Annotated in this window: 19 protein-coding genes; 14 read left to right on the forward strand and 5 right to left on the reverse strand. The window is 49.3% G+C overall.

The genetic code is table 11. The annotated features are described in order from the left end of the window. Window positions 1–9 precede the first annotated feature (9 nt). Complete coding sequence (locus LUCIF_RS25545; RefSeq protein WP_122630713.1) at window positions 10–768, reverse strand: IclR family transcriptional regulator; 759 nt, start codon at window positions 766–768, stop codon at window positions 10–12. Window positions 769–1,129: 361 nt separating this feature from the next. Between LUCIF_RS25545 and bglB the strand changes: the two genes are divergently transcribed. From bglB to LUCIF_RS27125, 5 genes are all read left to right on the forward strand, one after another. After that, window positions 1,130–2,236, forward strand: a complete 1,107-nt coding sequence (gene bglB, locus LUCIF_RS25550; RefSeq protein ID WP_122630714.1) for a beta-galactosidase BglB — start codon at window positions 1,130–1,132, stop codon at window positions 2,234–2,236. 59 nt (window positions 2,237–2,295) lie between these two features. Next, window positions 2,296–3,849 (forward strand): MFS transporter, encoded by a 1,554-nt coding sequence (locus tag LUCIF_RS25555; RefSeq protein ID WP_122630715.1) that lies wholly within the window; start codon window positions 2,296–2,298, stop codon window positions 3,847–3,849. Window positions 3,850–3,859: 10 nt separating this feature from the next. Next, window positions 3,860–4,498 carry a lactate utilization protein gene (locus LUCIF_RS25560; protein WP_207858501.1) on the forward strand — a complete coding sequence of 213 codons (639 nt, stop codon included), beginning with the start codon at window positions 3,860–3,862 and terminating at the stop codon, window positions 4,496–4,498. Between the two features lie 306 nt (window positions 4,499–4,804). Continuing rightward, complete coding sequence (serS, locus tag LUCIF_RS25565) at window positions 4,805–6,076, forward strand: serine--tRNA ligase (RefSeq protein WP_122630717.1); 1,272 nt, start codon at window positions 4,805–4,807, stop codon at window positions 6,074–6,076. Between the two features lie 332 nt (window positions 6,077–6,408). Beyond that, window positions 6,409–6,534, forward strand: coding sequence for a hypothetical protein (locus LUCIF_RS27125; RefSeq protein WP_279386993.1), 126 nt, complete (start codon window positions 6,409–6,411; stop codon window positions 6,532–6,534). 67 nt (window positions 6,535–6,601) lie between these two features. Here LUCIF_RS27125 and LUCIF_RS25570 read toward each other — a convergent pair whose 3' ends face one another. Next, window positions 6,602–7,612 carry a DUF3231 family protein gene (locus LUCIF_RS25570; protein WP_165866173.1) on the reverse strand — a complete coding sequence of 337 codons (1,011 nt, stop codon included), beginning with the start codon at window positions 7,610–7,612 and terminating at the stop codon, window positions 6,602–6,604. Window positions 7,613–7,911: 299 nt separating this feature from the next. On the opposite strand from LUCIF_RS25570, the gene guaD reads away from it, so the two are divergent. After that, on the forward strand, window positions 7,912–9,177 hold the full coding sequence (gene guaD / locus LUCIF_RS25575) for a guanine deaminase (RefSeq protein WP_122630719.1): 1,266 nt from the start codon (window positions 7,912–7,914) through the stop codon (window positions 9,175–9,177). Between the two features lie 66 nt (window positions 9,178–9,243). Here the strand turns inward: guaD and LUCIF_RS25580 are convergent, their stop codons facing one another. After that, window positions 9,244–10,152 carry a chemotaxis protein gene (locus tag LUCIF_RS25580; RefSeq protein ID WP_122630720.1) on the reverse strand — a complete coding sequence of 303 codons (909 nt, stop codon included), beginning with the start codon at window positions 10,150–10,152 and terminating at the stop codon, window positions 9,244–9,246. A gap of 310 nt (window positions 10,153–10,462) precedes the next feature. On the opposite strand from LUCIF_RS25580, the gene gpmA reads away from it, so the two are divergent. Further along, entirely contained in the window at window positions 10,463–11,182 is a 720-nt protein-coding gene (gpmA, locus tag LUCIF_RS25585; RefSeq protein ID WP_122630721.1) for a 2,3-diphosphoglycerate-dependent phosphoglycerate mutase, read from the forward strand. Between the two features lie 7 nt (window positions 11,183–11,189). Here gpmA and LUCIF_RS25590 read toward each other — a convergent pair whose 3' ends face one another. Beyond that, window positions 11,190–12,092 (reverse strand): DMT family transporter, encoded by a 903-nt coding sequence (locus LUCIF_RS25590; protein WP_122630722.1) that lies wholly within the window; start codon window positions 12,090–12,092, stop codon window positions 11,190–11,192. Between the two features lie 143 nt (window positions 12,093–12,235). Between LUCIF_RS25590 and LUCIF_RS25595 the strand changes: the two genes are divergently transcribed. The 7 genes from LUCIF_RS25595 to LUCIF_RS25625 all read left to right on the forward strand — a co-directional run bounded on the left by LUCIF_RS25595 (window position 12,236) and on the right by LUCIF_RS25625 (window position 19,689). Then, window positions 12,236–12,739: a hypothetical protein gene (locus LUCIF_RS25595; protein ID WP_122630723.1), complete on the forward strand. Its 504-nt coding sequence runs from the start codon at window positions 12,236–12,238 to the stop codon at window positions 12,737–12,739. 76 nt (window positions 12,740–12,815) lie between these two features. After that, entirely contained in the window at window positions 12,816–13,475 is a 660-nt protein-coding gene (locus LUCIF_RS27130) for a 3D domain-containing protein (RefSeq protein ID WP_122630724.1), read from the forward strand. Between the two features lie 63 nt (window positions 13,476–13,538). Further along, window positions 13,539–14,918 (forward strand): sigma-54 interaction domain-containing protein, encoded by a 1,380-nt coding sequence (locus LUCIF_RS25605; RefSeq protein ID WP_165866174.1) that lies wholly within the window; start codon window positions 13,539–13,541, stop codon window positions 14,916–14,918. 407 nt (window positions 14,919–15,325) lie between these two features. Next, a complete protein-coding gene (locus LUCIF_RS25610) occupies window positions 15,326–16,087 on the forward strand; it encodes a CoA transferase subunit A (RefSeq protein WP_122630726.1) in 762 nt (253 codons plus the stop codon). 19 nt (window positions 16,088–16,106) lie between these two features. Next, window positions 16,107–16,766 (forward strand): 3-oxoacid CoA-transferase subunit B, encoded by a 660-nt coding sequence (locus LUCIF_RS25615; protein WP_122630727.1) that lies wholly within the window; start codon window positions 16,107–16,109, stop codon window positions 16,764–16,766. A gap of 18 nt (window positions 16,767–16,784) precedes the next feature. Continuing rightward, the gene (locus LUCIF_RS25620) at window positions 16,785–17,927 is read left to right on the forward strand and encodes an acyl-CoA dehydrogenase family protein (RefSeq protein WP_122630728.1); all 1,143 of its coding nucleotides are present in this window, start codon (window positions 16,785–16,787) and stop codon (window positions 17,925–17,927) included. Window positions 17,928–18,192: 265 nt separating this feature from the next. Then, window positions 18,193–19,689, forward strand: a complete 1,497-nt coding sequence (locus LUCIF_RS25625; RefSeq protein ID WP_122630729.1) for a spore germination protein — start codon at window positions 18,193–18,195, stop codon at window positions 19,687–19,689. A gap of 91 nt (window positions 19,690–19,780) precedes the next feature. Here the strand turns inward: LUCIF_RS25625 and LUCIF_RS25630 are convergent, their stop codons facing one another. Then, window positions 19,781–20,695, reverse strand: coding sequence for a fumarylacetoacetate hydrolase family protein (locus LUCIF_RS25630; RefSeq protein WP_122630730.1), 915 nt, complete (start codon window positions 20,693–20,695; stop codon window positions 19,781–19,783). Between the last annotated feature and the right edge of the window lie 209 nt (window positions 20,696–20,904).

Consider the following 20,904-nt stretch of genomic DNA (forward strand, 5'->3'; position numbering starts at 1 on the left):
CGGTCTTTCTCATTCCAGATGCTGCAGTGTCTTTTGTTTGCATTGCAGCACGGCGGCAATAATCTCCTGCCGTACCGGGGCGGTTGCCCGGTATTCGGGAATGCCTATGCTGATTGCGCCATGGATTTTTCCTCCTTTGGTTAACGCCGTGCCGATACAAATCACTTCTTCTTCATGTTCACAGTTATCGATCGCATAGCCCTGTTCTCTGACTTTGGCAATTTCCCGCCGGAAGTCCTGTTCTCTGGTAATGGTATTCCTGGTAAACGGGTGCAGCGGATTTCGCTGCAGGTAACCCGCAAGGTATTCATCGGAGCGGGCCGCCAATATGGATTTTCCCATGGAGGAGCAATACATGGGAAGATTTTTGCCGATTGTGGAGTATGTGCAGACGGCTTTTGTGCTCTCAATTTTGGTAATGTAAATTACGTTGTCTTTATCCTGAATTCCTAAATGAACCGTTTCGCCGCTTATTTGCTGCAGTTCTTCCAGGTAAGGCTGAGCAATGTCTTTGATTTCCAAATCATTAATGGCCTTATGGGAATAGTGGATCAGGGAAGTGCCAATGCTGAACTTCTTGTCCCGGTCCTTTTTCACGTAGCCGATCTGAAGCAGGGTTTCTAAAATTTTTAAAGCCGTAGAATTGGTTAGACCGGTTTCCCTGGCAATGGCGTTTAACGGCTGCGGTTCGTTACAATTCGCTAAAAAATCGAGAATCAGTGATGCTTTAATCAGAACAGTCCCATAGGGCTGTTTTTTTTCGTCCATAGAGTTACCCTTCCTTTTTATATATTTTTTAGAAATTACACACTATTTGCAATTGAATAGTTTGGCAAAATAATATATAATACAAATGAAATTTCCAAATAATAAATACGATTTCCAAATAGGAAATTATAAACTGAAAGACCGCATCAGCGGTTTTTCCCCATGGCTGTACAAGCTGATTTTACTATATTTTGAGGGAAGTGAGAACCGGTAAAGTAAAAAAAATAAACGTCAGGGGGTGATTAAAGCATCGCTTTAATTTTTGCAATATTGATAACTTTTTAAACAGTAAAATTGCAACTCGGTCCGGGCGGGAATCCCGGGACGACGAAAATGCGGGGAGAAGGGGAGGAATCCATTCATGCCAAATCAGGCAGCAGGCTTGGAAAGACAAGAAGTTCTCCGGAAATTAAATTTGCTTATGGATAATCTGATTAATATTAAAGACGAAACAGGACAATTTCTTTTGAAACTGGATGATGGAAGGATTATTGATACCAAAGGCTGGAGCGGCTGGGAATGGACGCACGGCATCGGCTTATACGGAATCTATAAATATTATGAATTAACGCAAAGTGAGAAAGCGCTGCGGATTATCCGGGAATGGTTTCATAACCGGTTTGCGGAAGGAACGACAACCAAGAACATTAATACGGTTGCTCCGTTTCTAACGCTGGCTTATTTATACGAAAATACAGGCAACAAAGCCTATTTGCCATATCTGGAGCAATGGATGGACTGGCTGATGCATGAATTGCCGCGAACCGAAGAGAACGGCTTTCAGCATATCGTGTATAACAGCGAAAACAAACAGCAGCTTTGGGACGATACCTTAATGATGAGCGTTTTGCCGCTGGCCAAAGCCGGTAAGGCTCTTGGCCGGCCCGGGTACATAGAGGAAGCGAAAAAGCAATTCTTGCTGCATAGCAAATATTTGACGGACAAGAAAACCGGTCTTTGGTTTCATGGCTGGACGTTTGCCGGACGGCATAATTTTGCCAATGCTTTATGGGCTCGGGGAAATTGCTGGATAACAGTTGCAATTCCCGATTTTGTCGAACTGCTGGCAGCCGGACGGGACGAAGCGGTAAGCGGGTTCCTGCTGGATATTTTACAGAATCAGATCGCAGCCCTGGCGGACTGTCAGGATAGCGGCGGGTTATGGCATACCATTCTGGATGATGCCGGGTCCTACCTGGAGGCCTCGGCCACCGCGGGGTTTGCCTACGGAATTTTAAAGGCCGTACGGAAACGCTATGTTGGTAAGAAATATGAAGCGGTGGCCCTGCGGGCGGTGCAGGGCATTATGGAGCATATCGGCGTTGACGGCGAGCTCAAAAGTGTATCATTCGGGACGCCTGTTTTTAATAGTCTTCAGGAATATAAAGAGATTCCGCTTACCTCTATGCCTTATGGGCAATCGCTGGCCATATTGTGCTTAACGGAATTTTTATACCGCTTTATTTAGGCTGGCTTTTACCGGGTTGACCGTGAGAATACAAAATGAGAGAGGCTGGGTGAGTTTGCATGAGCGTGAGAAATAGGGAATTGAAATTTATAAATTACTTTTCCTATGGCATAAACGATTTTATCGGCGCCGGGGCGTTTGCGTTAACGAGCGCGTGGTTGTTGTATTTTTATACTACCTTTTGCGGCTTGTCGCTGATTGCAGCCAGTTCCATTTTTGCGCTGGCCCGGGTCGTGGATGCGGTAGCCAGTCCGACTATGGGCTTTATTACCGACAATTTTCATAAGACTTCTTTAGGCCGCCGGTTCGGCCGGAGAAAATTCTTTCTGCTGCTGGGCATTCCCTTGGTTGTCGTCTATTCGTTCATTTGGGTGAGCGGTTTTTCTTATTTGTATTATCTCCTGACCTATATTGGCTTTGAAATTGTCTATACCATGGTTTTGATTCCTTACGACACCCTGGCGGCGGAAATGACATCGGACTTTACGATCCGGGCCAAGCTTACCAGCGCCAGAATGTATTGTGCTCAGTTTTCCGCCTTTGTGGCCGCTTATCTGCCGGGACGGTTTATCAACGCCCTGGGTAAGGAATCGTCAGCTTCCTTTTTGTATGCCGGTGCTATTTTTACGGCAATATTCATGGTGGTATTGGCGCTTGTCTACTTATTTACCTGGGAACGGTCCCTGGCGGAAGTGGAAGCGGCGGAGGCGAAGCTGCCGAAAGGTAAATTAAGTTTTTGGCAAAATGTGCAAAAGATCTATATTGATTTAATTACAACCCTCCGGATCCGGACGTTCCGGGCGCATCTGGGCATGTATCTCGGGGGCTATCTGGCTCAGGACACGTTTAATGCCGTGTTTACCTATTTTGTTGTTTTTGCTCTTTTCCAGAATGCGGTGGCCGCCTCGAATTTGATTTCGGCCATGTATCTGTTTCAGATTTTAGGGGTCGGTATCGCTGCCTATGTAACAATCAAACTCAGTCCGGGGACTTCGTTCCGGGTTGTGACGTTATTGTTTATGGTCAGTATTTTCGGCTACTGGCTGATCTATGGAGCCGGTATGGGAAGTATGCTGGCATTATACGCTGTTTCTGCGGTGGCCGGACTGGGCAGGGGTGGAATTAATTTTATTCCCTGGAATAATTATACCTTTGTTCCCGACGTGGATGAAATCATATCCGGCACCAGAAGAGAAGGAGTTTTTGCCGGGTTTATGAGTTTTTTGCGGAAAGCGTCGCAAGCCCTGGCCATTTTTTTAGTCGGCGTAATATTACAGGAATTTCATTTTACATCGGGGGTGACACGGCAGCCGCCGGAAGCCTTAACAGCGATTGTGGCGGTATTGGTAATCGTTCCCCTTTTGTTCCTGCTGCTGGGCATCGTTTCCTCTTTTCAATTTAAAATCACCGATGAGACTCATGCCATATTAAAAAGTGAAATTGCCCGTCTCAAAAGCGGTGGTTCGAAACAGGCCGTCGATGGGAAAACACGTAGTATCGTGGAAAGTCTGACAGGCTGGGATTATGAAAATCTATGGGGCAACAATCCGGTTGGCTATCAAAATTGGCTTAAATTTAAAAAAACGAAAAATTTTAGGGCCAGTGAATTATGAAGGTGTTAGCGTGAACAGTGAAAAAAAAGAACGGTATGATGAAATAGCAGCCAGGATGATGGAAGTCTTGTCCCATAAAGGGTTTGACACGTACTACGCCGCAAATCTGGCGGCGGCCCGGGATCAGGTGCTGGAACTGATCCCGGAGAACGTGTCCATAGGACTTGGCGGTTCTGTTACTCTGGAGCAAATGGATATCCTGTCTCATTTGCGAACGGGAAAATACCGGTTAATTGACCGGTATCGGGACTGTACCCCGGCGCAGCATATAAAGTATTATAAAGAGGCGTTAGCGGCGGATTATTTTTTAACCGGCGCCAATGCAATCACCAGTAAGGGGGAGATTGTATGTACCGATTGTTCAGGAAACCGGGTGGCGGCTATGATTTTCGGCCCGGAGAAAGTAATCATCGTCGCCGGCGTAAACAAAATGGTAGAGGATATGGAAGCGGCTTTTCGGCGAATTAAGAAGATAGCGCCATTGAATGCGAAACGGAATGGTCACCGGACACCTTGTACTCTGACTGGAAAGTGTGAAAATTGCAATTTGCCGGCCAGTATGTGCAACTATACAGGTATTATCCATAATGGGATGCGTTTTAAAAACCGGATCGCTGTCGTTGTCATCGCCGGTGAAGCCGGATTTTAACCGGAATACAGAAAATAAACCAACACCGCTTGTCTGCTTCTAACCAGGGATGCAGACAAACGGTGTTGGCGTTTTTAAAGAGCGCCAACCGTTCTAAAGGATAGCCGTTAACGGCAGAAGAATCGCCTTATCAACTTTACAATTTTTGGTGAATAATATATAATATTCTAATATAGAATAGTAGTACACCCTGGATAGCGCTTGCTCTCCTCCGGATGTTGCCGGGGCTGAGAGTTTTTATTGTGTCTTTTGTGGTTAAAAATATAGATTGTAAATAGGCTAACAGTTTAATAGGGGGCTGGGAATATGCTGGATATGAAGTTTGTGCGCAGTAATCCGGATAAGGTCCAGGAGGCGCTGACGAACCGGGGCGCCGCCATGAGTCTGGATGAATTTATGGCGCTGGAAAAGGAGCGGCGGGAGTTATTGGCGGAAACGGAAACCCTGAAGAGCCGGCGAAATTCCGTTTCGCAGGAAATCAGTAAAATGAAAAGAGCCGGTCAGAATGCGGACGATTTGGTTGCAGAAATGCGGGGAGTCGGCGACCGCATCAGTGTGCTGGATACCCGGGTGAAAGAAGTGGAAAGCGCTTTAAACGGCATCATTATGACCATTCCCAACGTGCCGCACGCATCCGTACCCGTAGGTAAGGATGAAAATGACAATCTGGAAGTACGGCGTTGGGGAACGCCGCGCTCTTTTGACAAAGAACCGCTGCCTCACTGGGATATCGGCGAAAAGCTGGGCATATTGGATTTTGAACGGGGGGGCAAGGTAACCGGTGCCCGCTTTACCTTTTACCGGGGCCTGGGAGCCCGTTTGGAACGGTCGTTGATTAACTTCATGCTGGATTTGCATACGGGGCAGCATGGTTATACCGAATTTTTTCCGCCGTTTATTGCCAATAAGGACAGTATGACCGGTACGGGCCAACTGCCCAAATTTGCCCAGGATATGTTCAAGCTGGAAGGACTGGATTATTATTTGATTCCTACCGCGGAAGTACCGGTGACTAATCTGCATCGGCAGGAGATTTTGGATGCTAAGGACCTGCCGCTTTATTACACGGCGTACAGCGCCTGTTTTCGTGCGGAAGCGGGGGCGGCCGGCCGGGATACCCGGGGATTGATCCGGCAGCACCAGTTTAACAAGGTGGAATTGGTAAAATTCTCTTTACCGGAAGAGTCCTATAATGAATTGGAAAAACTAACGAACAATGCGGAACGGGTCCTGCAACTGCTGGGACTGCCGTACCGGGTCGTACTGCTGTGCAGCGGCGACATGGGATTTTCTTCGGCTAAGACCTATGACCTGGAAGTATGGCTGCCCAGTTTTAATAAATATCGCGAAATTTCTTCCTGTTCCAATTTTGAAGATTTCCAGGCCCGCCGCGCTGATATTAAGTTCCGGCGTGAGCCGAAAGCAAAACCGGAGTTCGTGCATACCCTGAATGGTTCCGGGGTGGCGATCGGACGGACGGTAGCCGCTATTTTAGAAAACTACCAGCAAGCGGACGGCTCTGTTATTGTGCCGGAAGTATTGCGGCCCTACATGGGCGTTGACGTGATTCGTTGTTAAACCGGCTTGACATTAATGATGAGGGTCCATAAAATGAAACTTTAAGCCAATCTCCACCGGCAGAGCGGCGGTAGAGATTGGCTTAGGCAAGATGGTTTTTCGTTTGATAGAACGTCAAAGTGGTGCACTGCCAGCCATCGCAGGATATTAACTGGGCCTGGACTGCTTTTGTTATGGACTGGTTCAGGGAAAAAAATAAGTGACTGTATATTGACAAAGGGCTTTTTAGTTGTTATATTATTTATATAAAGTTGTTGGCAATGGGGCCTACGCATTTAAACTGCGTAGGTTTTTTGCATTTTCAAATCTTTGTGACAAAGGGGGCTGTCAAGATGAATGAACGTTTTCTTAACGATTCCAACCCCGGATTGTTTGGCGCAAACGATGACTTCCCCGAGGAACTGTATGCTGAATGGTTTTACAGCCTGGAGTTTTCCCCGGACTACATTATCAATTAATCCAATTTAAATACCCACCACCTCTATGGCCGGCAATATTTTGCCGGCCTTTTTCTTGACCCCGAAGTCACAGCCGGATCTCATGCTCCGCCAGAGCTTTGTGGTCAATGGCATGGGGAGGCCATTCCAGCCAGTTATTTTTAATAAACCGGTACATACCGTCTTCCAAATACTGACTGACTTCCAGGCCAAGACGGGTATATAGCGTGACAAGGTCGGCCCGCATGCTGAACGCCAGGGCCAGGCCGTAATTTCCCAGGCCGTAGGCTATCAGCAGCAGGAGATGATGCAGCATCAGCCGGTCGGAATAAGGGGGAATGGTATTATCGGTGACCGCAGCCTCCTGGCGTAACGGAGCGGGCAGGTCTTCCGACGTGAGCAGTTTGGCAAAAAGCTGAATATGCTTATGCGCGATTTCCGTACCCCGGACGGCTAAGGACCGCACGCCGTCGGTTGCTGCAGTCTGGCTGAAACCCATGAGTAAGGCTTTGCCCACACTGTTGGTCTGAAAATTTAAAAACAAAGTGTCGATTTCTGTGGCCAGCAGGGGGCGCTGTTTACCGAACAGACTGCCCAGGAAATCCATGCTTTGGACGGTCTCGCCGATCCGGGCGGTTGGCAAATGGGGTGTACAGACTGTAAGCCCTTTGGCTAACTGGACGGCTGTTATTTTTTCATCCAAAAGAGCGGACGCTTTGATGCAGTCATGATAAAAATTGCGCACGTTGGAACGGCTGGCGGCGGCAAAGGCTGAACTATATCCAGATAAGCCGATCCGGGTCATATTTTTGATATAGGCGAGATAAAAGGAATCCAGATAAAGGCGCGGTGCGCGGGTATTGACGTCCTGGTGCACGGAATACCCCGTGGGAAGAGGAATCTTGTCGGCGGTAAGCAGCTTGCCGACGGCGGTGACAAGATTTTCGCCGAGCTGGTAAGCGGCTTCGACGACGGAGCGTATTTCAACGTCATCAATATGTAGTAAGAAATGGTGCATCATGCATACCGCTATATTAGTGTTGAGATAGTTGTTCCAAAGACTGCCTGATTCTGCGGCTGTCAATTCGGTCTGTTCCATTGCCAATCCTCCTGTACCGGTTTGTTCCTGAGCCTGCCCGGTTCTATGGGCGAAAAACCGCTTTGAGCTCTGTGCCATGAGCCGAAAAACCGCATTGGCGGTTTTTCTTATTGTATCCCCCAAGCAGGAAAACTATTATAGCGCAGCGATGATTGGCTCAAACTAATTGGGACAGAATGGAATTTGTCTGGTAGGATAGGAATTTTCTTCCTTATGGCGAATGAATTCAAAGTTATCTGTTGTCCCGGCTAAGATTGATTTGTCCGGCAGATATTTTACCGAAATGGGGAGAGTGCTTTATGAACAAGGATGTCTTTGCTGTGAAAGGAAATATTGTTTTTACTCCCGGTCCGGAAGGGTTTACTCTGCATCAGGAAAGCTACCTGATTGTGGAGAGGGGTGTTGTGCGGGAGATTTGCCGGTCTTTGCCGGCGGAATATGCGGCCTGCAGGGTTGAAGATTATGGGGACCGGCTGATCATCCCCGGTTTTGTCGATTTGCACACGCATGCTTCCCAGTTTAATCAGCGCGGGCTGGGGTTGGACCTGCAGCTGTTGGAGTGGCTGAATGAATACACTTTTAAAGAAGAAGCCCGTTTTGCCGCTAGGGATTATGCGGCGGCGGCTTATCAGGCTTTTGCGGCGGAAATTGTCAGGCAGGGCACTACCCGGGTAGTAGTTTTTGCCACAATCCATAAAGAGAGCAGTGAATTGTTATTTAATATTCTGGCCCGGAAGGGAATCGGCGCTTATGTAGGTAAAGTCAATATGGACCGGAACTGCCCCGATGATTTGAGGGAAGAGACGGAACAGTCGCTGCGGGACACGGAGGAAATCATCCGGCGCTGGCAGGACCATCCCCTGGTAAAACCGGTTATTACGCCGCGGTTTGCCCCGACGAGCACGGAAAAACTTTTGCGCGGACTGGGCGCGCTGGCAGTCAGATATAATTTACCGGTGCAGTCGCATTTGTCGGAAAATCAGGCTGAGGTCAGATGGGTGGCTGAATTATTTCCGGCCCAGGCAGAGTATCATAAGGTCTATGATTCGTTTCAGTTGTTCGGGCAGACGCCTACCGTAATGGCTCATTGCATCTATTTAACGGCAGAGGCGGTTCAACATATGAAAATGGCTCAGGTCATGGCTGTGCACTGTCCCGATTCCAATTTAAACCTGGCCAGCGGCATCATGCCTGTCCGTAAGATGCTGGCGGCGGGAGTTCCGGTGGGACTCGGCACCGATATCGGCGCAGGGCAGTCTTTATTTATGCCGGCAACCATAGTAAGCGCGATTCAGCTATCTAAGTTATATTATGTCATGCAGCCGGAATGCAAACCGCTGACGCTTAGTGAGGCGTTCTATATGGCAACCAAAGGAGGCGGCCGCTTTTTTGGCGCCGTGGGTAGTTTTGAACCCGGTTATTCGTTCGATGCCTTGATCGTTGACGACCGGGCGGAGCATGCCCGGGGCCGCTCCCTGTTAGAAAGACTGCAGCAGTTTATTTATACGGGCAATGCCGCCGATATTGCGGAACGGTATATTGCCGGGCGGAAGATTACGGTTTGACGATTCCAGATATAAAAAATGATTCCGTTGGCATAAGCCGGCGGAATCAAGGAATGATACTGTGAATTATAAAATGTATTTGTCAATTTCATCAATTAACAGAGCAATTTCCGGTTTTGTTACTTGCACGGCGGCACCGAGGCCTTCGCCTTTGCGGCGCATTTCTTCGTTGATTAAGGAAGAGAAGATAAAAACCGGCAGAACCTGGAGTTTTTCATGTTCTTTGATCCGTTTTAATAAATGATGGCCGTCCATTTGGGGCATCTCAATATCTGTAATGACAAGGTTCACATATTGTTCAACCGGGCCGGGCTGCCGGGCATAGTTTTCCAGTGCATCCCAAGCCGTTTTGCCATTTTCATGCACTGTAAGATTCGTATAGCCGGAATTACGCAGCGTATGGGACAGCAAATCCCGCAGCATCTTTGAATCCTCGGCGACAACAATATTCTTTGTTGCGCGCTTTTGGGCTGCCGTTTCACTGGATTTTTGCGTGAAGTTCAGTTTTTGGGAAATTTCCGGGTTGATTTCTGCGAGCAGCTGTTCAAAGTCCAGCAGCACAATCAATTTATCATCCATTTTAATCAGACCGGTGGCAATTTCCGTAGCGGCCGCCGACGGCACGGATTCCATGCGCTCCCAGGAAATACGGTGGATGCGTAAAACCGTGTTAACCAGGAAACTAATATATGTTTGATTAAACTCACAAACAATGATGTATTTTTCCTTTTCATCAAAAGCAGCAGCCGACAGGCGGCTGCCTAAATTGACCAGCGGGATAACCCGGCCGCGCAGTTCAATGACTCCTTCCACATGCGCCGGCAACCCAGGCAGTTTGGTAATGGGGATTGGCTTGATAATTTCTCTTACTTTAGCCACATTAATGCCATAATGAACTGCGCCTACGATGAATTCAACAATTTCAAATTCATTGGTGCCTGTTTCCAGCAAAATTCCGTCTTTTTCTTTCGCCATGATTTACACCGTCCTCTATTTAGTGTTAGTAACCGGGGACCGGTTTTCTAGCAACCTACTTTCCAAAGCTTAAAGACACCGGGTTTCCTACCAAAGACCATCCCGGCGGTCTTATAAAGGGACTTGTCACTTATATTCTGATATTGTTACCGTTTTCCTGCATAATGCGACAAATAAATTCATTCTTTTCATGGGATCAGAAAGTATTTGGGAAAATTATAATTTGTAAATAATGACAGGTATATAAATTTATTTGTCGAAATGATTTGATATTCAGACCGCTAAGGGGTGAGGAGATGGGAGGGACGACATGAAAAAGGACAATTGTTATAAAGCGGTTTTTATCCGGCACGGACAGAGTGAGTGGAATAAAACCAACCAATTTACCGGCTGGACGGACGTTGATCTTACCGAGGAGGGCCGGGCGGAAGCAAAGAAGGCAGGCGCTGCTCTGAAACAGGCCGGTTATCATTGTGATCTCGCCTTTACTTCTTATTTACAGCGAGCGATAAAAACGCTGCACCTTGTGCTGGGGGAGATGGATCAGCTTTGGATTCCGGAGCATAAATCGTGGAAGCTCAATGAGCGCCATTACGGTGCTTTGCAAGGGCTGAATAAAACGGATACCGCCCGAAAATACGGAGAAGAACAGGTAAAGGTATGGCGCCGGAGTTATGATGTAGCGCCGCCGCCGCTGGCAACCGATGATCCCCGTTTTCCCGGACGGGACTTGCGTTATGCCCAGGTTCCGCCCAGCGTCCTGCCGGCGGCCGAATCATTAAGAGATACTGAAATGCGGGTCCTGCCTTATTGGCAAGAACAGGTCGCGCCGTGGATCCGGCAAGGTAAGCAGGTGCTTATTGTTGCCCATGGTAACAGTCTGCGGGCTTTGGCTAAGCATATCAAACAGATCAGCAAAGAAGACATTGTAGATTTTGAAATACCGACGGGAGTTCCTCTGATCTTTGAATTTACTGCCGACTTGACGGTAATCCGTGATTATTATTTATATCAAGAAAAAACAACCTGACTAATAGTCAGGTTGTTGCTGTTTTTTGTCTGAGTGACCGGAGGCCGTTTAACTGGGAAAGAAGCATTCCCGCAAATATGAATGCGCAGCCCAGCAATTCTTTGGCGCCTAACCGCTCATCCAGCAGCATAAATCCGCCAAGGGCCGCGAAAACGGTCTCCATGCTGAGTAAAATGGCCGCATGCGAGGGAGCGGAATTTTTTTGGCCGATAATCTGCAGGGTATAAGCAATGCCCACCGAAAAGACACCGCCGTAAAAAATCGGCAGTCCGGCTTGCCAAAGACTGCCGGGCGTTATTGTTTCAAACCATAAAGCCGTTGCCAGACTAAGGAACGAACAGGTAATAAATTGAAAAAAAGCCAGCTTTAAAGCATCCATGCGGCGGGCAAACCGGTCAATGAGCAGGATATGTGCCGTCCAGAACAAGGCGCCGGCCAGCTCCAGAAAATCGCCGTAAGCAATGGAAAACTGTTCTTTTACGCTTAAAAAATATAAGCCGAGCAGAGCCAGGGCGCAGCCGCTCCAGGTTGAGACCGAAATACGCTGGTTCAACAGGAAGATACCGGCAATAGGGACGAGTACAATATACAGGCTGGTAATAAAGGCGGCCTTGCCGGCAGTTGTGTAAATCAGGCCGATTTGCTGCAGCGAAGCGGCGATAAACAAGACGGTACCCGCCAGTACGCCGGCTTGGGCCCCGTTCCAAAAGCTGCGTCCGGTATCCTTGTTTTCAGAAAGCTGCCGGTTGCTGTAAAGGAGAAGCGGAATTAGCGAAAAACCGCCTAAGGCGAACCGGACCCCGTTGAAAGTGAAGGGACCGACATGCTCCATGCCGACCCGTTGAGCCACAAACGCCAATCCCCAGATTGCGGCCGCCAGCAGCAGGAGAAGGTTGGACCGATACTGCATAAGCAAGACTCCTTTGACACGAAAATAAAAGATAATGTTTACATTATATAACAATAAGAGGAGAATTCAAGGGGCGTGTGGAATTTTCGATATCACCCGGCGAAAAAAATTGCCGGGTTAGCGAAGAAACAAGGAGACTAAAAATGAAAAGAACATTGTTGATGCTGGTTGCGGGAATAGTCGTGTTTTTATATACGGATTACGCAATGGCGGCCGCTAATCCGGACCAATGGCAGGGATGGAAGACGGCGTATACCGGTAACTGCCGGAAAGTGGCGGACAATCTGACGGCCAGTAAGGAAGTGTTTGAGAAGCTGGACACAGGGGAGCTGGACCGGGTCACAGCGGGAAAACGTATGCAGGAACTGGACCGGGACCTGGAAGAGTTACAAAATGCGCTTTACCGTTTACCGGCGGTCGATTCTCTGTCCGTTGCGGTTCAGGATGAAGTGCGCCTGGCGGTAACGGAGAGCGTTCAGGTCATTAATTATCGCCGGATTGCGAATCATGAAAGCCAGCAAATGATTACCGGGGATAAGGATTCGCAGCATTATAATGCCGCCCGTCTGGCCCTGCAGGAGTCCAATACACGCATTGATCTGGCAAATACGGCATTGGAGAATGGGCAAAACTATTTGACAAAGTAGATGCAGAATTTGGTAAGCATGACACGGATAGTTTGGCAAAGACTATAAGTGACATCTGACCAAGGGAGGCGTCGAAATGAAACATATGTGCCGCCATAAAGGAATTAAAAGAAAATATAAACATCTTGCCGCCGCTCTTGCCGGTGCCGCTATTTTATCGGCGGCTCTGGTACCGGGAATCTCCGGTTCGCCTTATATCAATGTCAACGGTAATGGCAACGGCAACGGCGACGCCGCAAATACCACGGCCCAGGCGCCGGCCGGACAAACACCGGCCACGAGTCCGCTGATACAGCCGAATCCGGATCTCGTTAGCGAAAAATCACCTCAGCCGCCGGCGGCCGGTACCGCTTCAGCTGGGCCGCGCCGGCAGGAACCGTCTCAGCGGCAGGAACCGGCTCACAGGCCGGAGGATGTTAAAAAAGTGCTGAATATTACGGCAACTGCCTATGCCCCGGGCAGGCATGACAACGATCAGTGGGGCAATAAAACGTATATGGGTACTAGGGTCCGTCCCGGCGTGATTGCCGTTGACCCGCGGGTAATTCCCCTGGGTTCCCGTGTCTTCATCCGCTATCCTGACGGGCATGGCGCGTATGCCGTAGCCGAAGATGTCGGCGGAGCAATCAAGGGAAACCGGATTGATGTTGCCAAATCGACAGTCCGAGAGGCGGATCACTTTGGCATTAAACCGGTCAAAGTGTATGTTTTGCGACATGGCAGAGAAGAATGGTAGCAGATGCAGGACCAATTACCGAAAAACCGCGTTAGCGGTTTTTCTCACAGGGAGAGGTGCTTCATGACTGGGGTTTGTCCGGAACCGACCGGGATTTTTGCCGATACCAGGCTTAACGGGATTGTTGAGAATCCGTTTGAGGGAATTCTGGCGATTGATGAAACGGGAACGGTCATTTTTTTGAACCGTTTTTTTGCCGAGGTGCTGCAATCCCGTCAGGAAAATCTGGTGGGGAAAAAAGTATGGGATATAATTCCCGGCTGCCGGTTATTGGATACAGTGAGCCAGGGATATTCGATCTGGGGCGAGACCCTGCGGCTAAACGGCAAGGAATTTTTAGTGGCCCGGTTTCCGTTAAAAACAGGCAATACAATTGTCGGGGCTATGGTTAAGACCTTGTTTCCCGATCAAACGATTGCCAAGGAAATTGTACATAAGTTATCCCACACGGCGAAAACAGTTCAATCCCCGCAGAAGTTATGTACCTGCCGGGATATTATCGGGGAAACGCCACCGATGCTATATGTGAAAAAACTGGCCCGCCGGGCGTCCCGCACGAGTTCGACCCTCCTGATTACCGGCGAAAGCGGTACCGGTAAAGAGATCATTGCGCAAGCCATTCATACCCGTTCCGTCCGGCGGGAGGCACCGTTTATCAGTGTCAATTGTGGCGCAATTCCGGAAAATCTGTTGGAATCGGAGTTGTTCGGCTATGTGGACGGTGCTTTTACAGGTGCTAAAAAGGGCGGGAAACCCGGTAAATTTGAACTGGCTAACGGCGGTACCGTTTTACTGGACGAAATTGGCGATATGCCGTTATACATGCAGGTTAAACTTTTGCGGGTATTGCAGGAACGGGAAGTTTGGCGAATTGGGGCCACGGCTCCGAACAAACTGGATGTCCGGGTTATGGCAGCGACCAACACGGATCTGAAGCAATTGGTAAAAGAGAAGAAGTTCCGGGAAGACTTGTATTACCGTTTGAATGTATTGGAAATTAAATTGCCGCCCTTACGGGAAAGACTGGAAGATTTACCTTTTTTGGTTCAGACCCTGATTAGCCGGATTAATGAGAAAATCGGTTCCGACGCCCGGGGTGTTACGGAAGAATCTATGGCGCTGCTTACGGGTTATAACTGGCCGGGGAATGTCAGGGAATTGGAGAACATATTGGAGCAGGCCGTCAACTGGAGCGAGGATGCTATAATTGACGTAAGTAAAATTCCCGGCGGCCCGTGGCGCCAGGATACGGATATTCCTTTAGAGGCGAACGAACCGGAGGCAGGCGGGCGATTCCGTCAAAAAGTCGAGGAAACGGAAAAAGAGTTAATCCTCCGGGCGCTTCAACAAACCAACGGGAATAAGGCAGGGGCGGCGCGCTTGCTGAACATGCAACGGTCCGTTCTGTATAAAAAACTAAAGCGCATGAATGTAGTGATATAAGTGTAGCGATTGCCTACAGGTGTAGCTAAAATGGACACTTATTGTCTCCGGTATTAAACCGGAGACTTTTTTATGGGATCGGAAAGTATAATTTTTCGTAAAATACTTTCCTTCCACTTAAAGACCCATTAGGTCTTTCTTGTGACAAAATAGCCGGTAACGGCAGAAGAATCGCTTTATCAACGCTCCGCCGTTACCACTTAACCTCCGCTTATGACAAGATGATCCCTCTGCCGGGAATGGCGTCCAAAATGATTTCCAGACGGATTTTCCCGCGCCCTGAGCCCTGCGTCCCGAGCCGAAAGACCGCGCAACGGTCTTTCTTATTGGCATACTTATTGCTTGTTTATAAAAGTGCATACACCAGCATTGGTTAGGGAATGTAAAACTACAAGGAGGGAAAGGCAGTGTCCAAATTCGGAAACAAGATTAAATCGCTTGACGCAGCGCTGGAAGTGATTCCCCAAACCGGCGCGGTAATCATGATGGGGGGGTTTGTTGGTGCGGGCGAACCGACTTGCTGTATCGAATGGCTTATTAAGCATACTATTTCGGACATTACGTTAATAACCAATGAACCGGGATTGAGTGGTTTTGGCAGGGCTATGCTGTACAAGAACGGACTGGTTAAGGAACTGATTTCGTCCCATGTCGGAACTACCCAGGAATCAACCGATGAATATTTAAAAGGCCGGTTAAAAGTAGAGCAGTTTTACCCCATGGGTACCTGGATTGAAAAGGTGCGGGCCGGTGCTATGGGATTGGGCGGCGTTCTTGTACCGGTCGGCGTGGGCATATTGGATGAGCCGGGATTGTTTGCCGATTTGCCGGAACCTAAGCAGGTCATTGAAGTAAATGGTATGAAATGTTTCGTCGAGCCGGCCCTGACCGCTCCTTTCGGTCTGGTAAAGGCCTGGCGGGCCGACGAGTCTGGCAATCTGGAATACCGTCACACCAGCATGAATTGCAATCCTATGGTAGCCATGGCCTGTGAGTATACCATCGCCGAAGTGGAAGAGATTGTGCCGGTCGGGACGATTCCGCCGGAACGGGTGGGAACAGCGGCGCCTTTTGTGCAAGCGGTGGTAAAGGGACTTAGTCTCACGGAACATGATGAAATTTATCGCCGGCATTGGTTGAAGACGGGCAAGCTGGTGCCGGAAAAATAATATCAGGAGGGGAAAAGGTATGGATCCGAGAGTTCTTATAGCAAAACGGGCGGCGCAAGAATTAAAAGACGGTCAGTTGGTGAACTTGGGTTTTGGCATGCCGACGCAGGCGTCTAATTATTTGCCGGTAGGGGTAAACGTCATGTTTCATGCCGAAAATGGGGTTTTTGGCGTTGGGCCCAGACCGCGTCCCGCCGATGCGAAAGCCGATATGACGAACGCCGGCTCCGAGCCGGTTACTCTGGTTGCCGGTGCGGCGATTATGGATTTGGCCACCTCTCTGGGAGCTATGCGCAAAGGCGTATTGGACGTAACCATTCTCGGCGCCCTGGAAGTAGATCAACTGGGCAATATCGCCAACTGGGCGGTAAAACGCAACGGGAAATGGTGGCCGGGCATCGGCGGCGCCATGGATTTGTGTTATGGCACGAAGACGGTCATCGCCTGTCTCATGCATACTGATAGAAACGGGGAATCCAAAGTACTCAAACGCTGTTCCCTGCCGCTTACCGGCAAAGGCTGCGTAAAGACGATTATTACCGACAAGGCGGTATTTGATGTGGGCACTCAGGGACTGATACTAAAGGAACATGCCCCGGGGGTTACTCTGGCCGATATTAAGGCCTGCACGCAAGCGGATTTTAGCGTCGCCGCAAACTTCGGCGAAATGAAATTATAAGGTTCCCGGAGGTGTAGTATGGATTGTCGGGAGAAGCGGGATACGGACATTGTAAAAAAGGCAAGAGATTTTTGTGCAGCCTGTTTGGAACCGTTAGCCGGAGCGTTGGATAAAGAAAGCCGCTTTCCGGCAGAACTTGTTGCGCCAATGGCGGCGGCAGGATTTTTCGGTTTGCCCTATCCGGTTGAGTGGGGCGGCGGCGGCTATTCGTCCGTTACGGCCCAGCAGGTAATGCGGGAAATTGCCAAAGTAAGCGCCGGGGTGGCGTTGACCTTCCATGTTCATTGGATGGCAGTGGATACTTTGCTGCGATTTGGTTCGGAAATGCAAAAACAGAAATATTTGCCGGCTATGCTCAGGGGGGATAAAATAGCTGCTTATACTATCAGTGAACCGCAGGCCGGCTCTGATGCCGCCGCCATTACGGCGATTGCGGTCCGGAACGGTGATGGCTGGCTTTTGAGGGGAACTAAATATTTTTGCACCAACGGCGGATTGGCGGACCTTTATTTTGTGGCCTTTAAAACGGACCCAGCGGCCGGCGGTAAAGGAATTAGCCTGTTTATCATCGAAAAGGGGACCCCTGGATTTCAGATCGGTCCGGCGGCGGAAAAAATGGGGTGTCGCAGTTCGGTGACGACCAGTCTGCTGTTTCAGGATTGTCCGGTCACGGCGGAACAACTGGTCGGCAAAGAAAATGAAGGATTTAAGGCAGCTATGTACGGTTTGACGGGAGGCCGTCTCGGCATGGCTTCAATGGGGCTGGGAATTGCCGAGGCCGCCCTGGAGGCGGCGGTGCGCTACGCCAACCAGCGGTTGGCTTTCGGCAAATCCTTGAGTGCATTATATGCGATACAGGAAATGATTGCCGACATGTATATAAAGACCGAAGCAGCCCGGTTGATGGTTGCCGGTGCGGCCGGCAAACGGGACAGCGGGGAGGACTACTCCCTGGAATCTTCCATGGCCAAGCTGTTTGTGGCGGATGTTGCCGCGGAAGTTTGCCATAAGGCGCAGCAGATCTTTGGCGGCCACGGCTATATGAGGCATAATACGGTAGAACGCTACGCCCGGGATGCCCGGTTGCTGAGTATTGGCGTAGGCACATCGGAAGTATTGAAAATGGTCGTTGGCAACCTGGTTGCCAAAAGTATGGCCTAGTCCGGCGGCAGGAAAATAGAATCAATGGATTCGTGACAAGGGGTATGCGGGTGATTAACCGGATGCCCCTTGTTTTTTCTATGTTATCAATGTTAGTAGAAAAGCGCTTTCTGGCGGTTTTTTCCGCGCCATGAGCCCTGCGCCTTGAACCGAAAAACCGCGCAGGTTTTTCTTGTGCATAGAAGGTAAATCCTGCGGAAAAACTTACTATGGCTGGACATTGCAGCAGTTCTATTCCGGATATGAAAGGGAAGTGATGTAACGGATGAAGGAAGCATTTGAAGAATATAAGGACATGAAGATTGACAAGGATCTTGACAAGAATGTCAACTATCTGAAAGACCTTCTTGGAGTTGGGGAATCATTTGACATTATTTTCCGGGAATACAAGCTGGGAAACCGGCGGGCGGCATCTTTTTCCATCAACGGCATGACCAACGATGTATTACTTACTAACGTATTTCAGGATATGATGGTATTTAAGCAGGAAGAGCTGACGGTGAATGCCCTGCAGAAAATCTTTTATTCCCGCGCCACCCATTCCCAGGTTACAATGGTTGATAATCTACATGATGCGCTTATAAGCATGCTGTCGGGCGAACTCATTCTTTTTATCGATAAAGAAGATCAGGTACTGGTTTTTGATGCGAGGGCTTATCCAGTACGGGCGCCGGAAGAATCCGAGATAGAAAAGGTTACCCGGGGCTCCCGTGATTCTTTCGTGGAGACCCTGCCGTTTAATACTACCTTGGTTCGGCGGCGTCTGCGCGATCCAAACCTGCGGTTTGAGATTGTCAAAGTGGGTATACGGTCCCAGACCGATGTAGCGGTTGGCTATATCCGGGATATTGTGGATCCTAAGCTAGTCGAGACGGTAAAGAGCCGCCTCAACGAAATTAATATTGACGGCGTGCCAATGGCGGAAAGGGCCATCGAAGAATTTATCGCCCGCGGCAGCCGATGGAATCCGCTGCCGCGCACCCGTTATACGGAAAGGCCCGACGTGGTTGCCGTTCATCTTTTGGAAGGACATGTCTGCCTTGTTATTGATACCACGCCCAATGTGATGATTTTACCGACTACCTTTTGGCACCATGTGCAGCATGTGGAGGAGTATCACCAGAATGCACTGGTCGGGTCCTATCTTCGCCTGATTCGCTTTTTCGGCATAATGATATCCCTGTTGCTGCCGCCCCTATGGCTGGCATTGATCCTGCAACACCATTTTTTGCCGGAGGCCATTGCTTTTCTTGGACCGCGCAATCCCGGCGTCATACCTATGGGGATTCAATTTATTCTGGCTGAATTGGGGGTAGAATTAGTCCGCATGGCTACCATTCATGTGCCGACGGCCCAGTCCACGGCCCTTGGATTCATCGGTTCTTTTATGCTGGGGGAATTTGCCACCAAAGTGGGTCTGTTCGGCAATGAAGTCATTTTTTATACGGCCATTGCCGCGGTCGGAGGCTTCGCGACACCGAGCGTTGAACTTTCCTATGCGATAAGTTTGCTCCGGATGGGTCTGTTAGTGCTGGTTACGTTTTTCAAAATACCGGGTTTGCTGGCCGGATTCGCCTTGATTCTGATTCTGCTGCTGACGACTAAGTCTTTCGATTATCCTTATTTATGGCCGCTCGTTCCTTTTAACTACAAAGCGCTTAAAGATGTGATCCTGCGCCTGCCTATGCCGCAAAAATTTCTGCGCCCTGCTTTGCTGAAACCCCGGGATAAAGACCGCCGGGGCGATTCGGATTCGGATTGATAAAACCCGCCGTTCCGTGCAAACTGGAAAAAAAGGAATCCCCCGCTCCGGGGTTTATGCCGCGGAGCGGGGGATTTTATTACGGTTTTTCTCATACGATTTTATTGCGCAGTGTTCCTAAACCGGAAATAGAGCACTCCATCAGATCGCCCGGCTGTAAAAATTTTGGCGGTATAAACCCTGCCCCCACACCGGCAGGAGTGCCGGTGGAGATAATATCGCCCGGTTCCAGGGTGATACCGGCGGAAATCGTGCTGATTAAGGTGGGAATATCAAAAATAAAAGAGCGGGTGTTGGCCTGCTGCCGGATTTCCCCATTGATTTTGCAGCAGACGTCCAGGCAGCCCGGGTCGGCTACAGCGCTTTTATGAACCAGATAAGGCCCCATGGGGGCGAACGTATCCAGGCTCTTACCGAGAAACCATTGCAGATGACGGCTTTGCAAATCCCGGGCCGTTACGTCATTCAGAATGGTGAAGCCAAAAACGTGATCCATGGCATTTTCCTGCGCAATCGAACAGCCTTGCTTGCCAATAATGACCGCCAGTTCTACTTCATAGTCCAGCGCACCGGTTACACCACTGTGACTGGAAACGGGATCATCCGGACCGGTTACGGTTGTCGGCGGCTTGGTAAAAATAACGGGGTATTGGGGAATGGCGGCAGCGGGGTCTTTTGTTTTGTCAAATTCCATGGCGTGTTCGGCATAATTTTTACCAACGCAAAAAATATTTTTGGCCGGCCGGGGAATCGGCGCTTTGAGCCGGACACTGTCGACCGGCAATAAAAGAGAAGGCTGTTTCCGGGCCGTAAATTTACCGGCGATGGAACGCACCGTGTCGAAAGCGGCATCTCCCTGACGGATCAAATCCAGCATGGCAGCCGGCAGCGTGTTTTGGCCAAGATAATACTGTTCGGCAGCGTTCAACGGGATGATATGCTTTTGGTTTTCGGCCAAAAGGCCGATTGTTTGACGATTGTCGTATTCATAGGTTGCCAGGTACACTGAAGATTCCTCCTTCTATTTTCCGTTTGCACTACTTTCTTGTTAGTTTGACATCGAAATGGGACTTCCTGCCAACAAGGAATCAAAATTTCCGGCGGCTGGCCGGGATTATTTGTTATCCATTTGTTGACAGTTTGTCCAATCACTCCTAAACTGGATTTATAAGAAGTTGAATTTTCGGGCTGGAACGGCGAGAAAACGCCAGGAGG

Origin of the sequence: Allolucifera butyrica, from assembly GCF_900476375.1 — a bacterium.
Taxonomy (GTDB): Bacteria; Bacillota; Negativicutes; order Sporomusales; family UPPP01; genus Lucifera; species Lucifera butyrica.

Coding starts and splice junctions, on each gene's coding strand:
- LUCIF_RS25545 (WP_122630713.1), bottom strand. CDS start 768: ATGGACGAAAAAAAACAGCCCTATGGGACTGTTCTGATTAAAGCATCA.
- bglB (WP_122630714.1), top strand. CDS start 1,130: ATGCCAAATCAGGCAGCAGGCTTGGAAAGACAAGAAGTTCTCCGGAAA.
- LUCIF_RS25555 (WP_122630715.1), top strand. CDS start 2,296: ATGAGCGTGAGAAATAGGGAATTGAAATTTATAAATTACTTTTCCTAT.
- serS (WP_122630717.1), top strand. CDS start 4,805: ATGCTGGATATGAAGTTTGTGCGCAGTAATCCGGATAAGGTCCAGGAG.
- LUCIF_RS27125 (WP_279386993.1), top strand. CDS start 6,409: ATGAATGAACGTTTTCTTAACGATTCCAACCCCGGATTGTTTGGCGCA.
- LUCIF_RS25570 (WP_165866173.1), bottom strand. CDS start 7,612: ATGGAACAGACCGAATTGACAGCCGCAGAATCAGGCAGTCTTTGGAAC.
- guaD (WP_122630719.1), top strand. CDS start 7,912: ATGAACAAGGATGTCTTTGCTGTGAAAGGAAATATTGTTTTTACTCCC.
- LUCIF_RS25580 (WP_122630720.1), bottom strand. CDS start 10,152: ATGGCGAAAGAAAAAGACGGAATTTTGCTGGAAACAGGCACCAATGAA.
- gpmA (WP_122630721.1), top strand. CDS start 10,463: ATGAAAAAGGACAATTGTTATAAAGCGGTTTTTATCCGGCACGGACAG.
- LUCIF_RS25590 (WP_122630722.1), bottom strand. CDS start 12,092: ATGCAGTATCGGTCCAACCTTCTCCTGCTGCTGGCGGCCGCAATCTGG.
- LUCIF_RS25595 (WP_122630723.1), top strand. CDS start 12,236: ATGAAAAGAACATTGTTGATGCTGGTTGCGGGAATAGTCGTGTTTTTA.
- LUCIF_RS27130 (WP_122630724.1), top strand. CDS start 12,816: ATGAAACATATGTGCCGCCATAAAGGAATTAAAAGAAAATATAAACAT.
- LUCIF_RS25605 (WP_165866174.1), top strand. CDS start 13,539: ATGACTGGGGTTTGTCCGGAACCGACCGGGATTTTTGCCGATACCAGG.
- LUCIF_RS25615 (WP_122630727.1), top strand. CDS start 16,107: ATGGATCCGAGAGTTCTTATAGCAAAACGGGCGGCGCAAGAATTAAAA.
- LUCIF_RS25620 (WP_122630728.1), top strand. CDS start 16,785: ATGGATTGTCGGGAGAAGCGGGATACGGACATTGTAAAAAAGGCAAGA.
- LUCIF_RS25625 (WP_122630729.1), top strand. CDS start 18,193: ATGAAGGAAGCATTTGAAGAATATAAGGACATGAAGATTGACAAGGAT.